General features: G+C 42.2%; 1 protein-coding gene. It reads left to right on the plus strand.

Annotated elements, in window-relative coordinates:
• Positions 1-75 precede the first annotated feature (75 nt).
• Positions 76-2054: GAF domain-containing protein (locus tag QUA13_RS32270; RefSeq protein ID WP_333205143.1), on the plus strand; the 1979-nt coding region annotated here is incomplete at its 3' end.

Consider the following 2054-nt stretch of genomic DNA (forward strand, 5'->3'; position numbering starts at 1 on the left):
TGCCTATCTTTTTTTACCACAAGTTGGCTCAATCCTTACTAACTATGAGTTTCAGGCGGGTTGTCACCCCCCCAGGTGTCAAAGATAAATGCTCAAGAAATTAAAGCCAAGACAGTCGCCACAGTAAATACATTTATCCGACCTTGGAAAGAGAATTTGAGAAAAACCTTAGAATCTTTGTTATCAGCTTACTCTAGCGGACTAGAGACAGGAGATTTACAATATGCTGCCTATGGTCTAGCTGTGTACTCCTATTCTGCTTACTTTAGCGGTAAAGAACTGACTGGCCTGGAAAGAGAGATAGCAACTTACAGAAATGCTGTTTATAAAATCCAGCAAAAAACAGCCCTTAATTATATAGAAATCTATTGGCAAGCTACCTTAAATCTGCTCGGAAAAAGTGAAAATACTTGCCTTTTAAAGGGCGAAGCCTGCGATGAACAATTAAGGTTGCCATTGCACCAACAAGCAAATGACAGATCGGGAAGTGCCTACATATATTGGAACAAATTTTTACTTAACTACTGGTTTGAAAATTACTCAGAAGCGATTGAAAATACAGCTTTAGCAGAGAAGTATTTAGACACAGTGATAGGATTGCCCTTGGTTCCTGTCTTCCATTTTTACGATTCTTTAATACAATTGGCGGTGTATAGCAATAGTCTAGAGTCTGTTAGCGAAGCGGCGACGAAGGCGCAACAACAGGGTATTTTTGACAGAGTTCAAGCTAATCAAGAAAAAATGCAAAATTGGGCGCATCATGCCCCCATGAATTATCTGCATAAATTCTATTTGGTAGAAGCAGAACGGCATCGGGTTTTAGGGGAAAAAATAGAAGCGATCGAGATGTACGATCGCGCCATTGCCCTTGCTAAAGAAAACGAATACGTCAACGAGGAAGCACTTGCTCACGAACTCGCCGCTAAATTCTATTTGGAATGGGGCAAAGAAAAACTCGCACAACCTTATCTAATTGATGCTTATTACGCCTACGCTCGTTGGGGAGCAAAAGCGAAAATTGACCACCTAGAAAAGCGTTATCCCCAACTTCTTGCTGCTATCCTACAACCGAATCAAACTCGCCAGCATCCGAACGAAACCATTCACACTTCTACCAATGGTGCATCATCTATCTCTAGCACAAATAAGACTATTATTGGCAGCACAAGCAGTTCGGAATTAGTAGATTTGCCGACAGTAATCGAAGCTTCTCAAACTCTCTCCAGCGAAATCGAGCTAGAGCAATTGCTGACTACTTTGATGCAAGTGGTTGTTAAGAATGCTGGGGCTGAAACGGGAGCATTAATTTTAAATGAAGAGGGAAATTGGAGAGTTTCCGTGCACTGTACGAATCGTCAAGATTGCCATCTTGACTCTCTGCTATTTGAAGAGAGTCAAGCAATTCCTCTGAGCTTAATTAATTACGTCAAACGCACAAAAGAAACCTTAGTGTTTGATAATGTCAGCACTCAAATCACGTTTGCTTCTGACTCTTACATCATCCAACAGCAACCCAAAAGTGTTTTATGCACTCCCATTCTCCATCAAGGCAAAGTTATGGGGATTTTGTATATAGAGAATAATTTCACAATCGGAGCATTTACGCGCGATCGCGTCGCCATCCTCAACATCCTCTGCTCGCAAGCTGCCATTTCCTTACAGAACGCCCGACTGTATCAGCAATCCCAGGACTATGCCCAAAAACTAGAGCTTTATCTTCACGATCTCAAACAGATGCAGTTGCAATTGGTGCAGGGTGAGAAGATGTCTGCACTCGGCAATCTCGTGGCAGGGGTAGCCCACGAAATTAACAATCCCGTAGGTTTTATTGCCGGCAATTTACAGCCAGCTCAAGAATACCTACAAGATTTGTTCGAGCTAATCGATGTATATCAAGATAGTTTTCCCAAGCCAGGAGCTCAAGTTGAAGAAAAAATTGAGGATATAGACTTGGAGTATTTGCGAGAAGATTTGCCCAAATTGATTGGCTCGATGCAGGAGGGAGTCGATCGCATCCGCAATATCAGTACGAGTTTGAGAACGTTTTCGAGGGC

Origin of the sequence: Microcoleus sp. S28C3 (assembly GCF_036700785.1) — a bacterium.
GTDB classification, from domain to species: Bacteria; Cyanobacteriota; Cyanobacteriia; order Cyanobacteriales; family Microcoleaceae; genus Microcoleus; species Microcoleus asticus.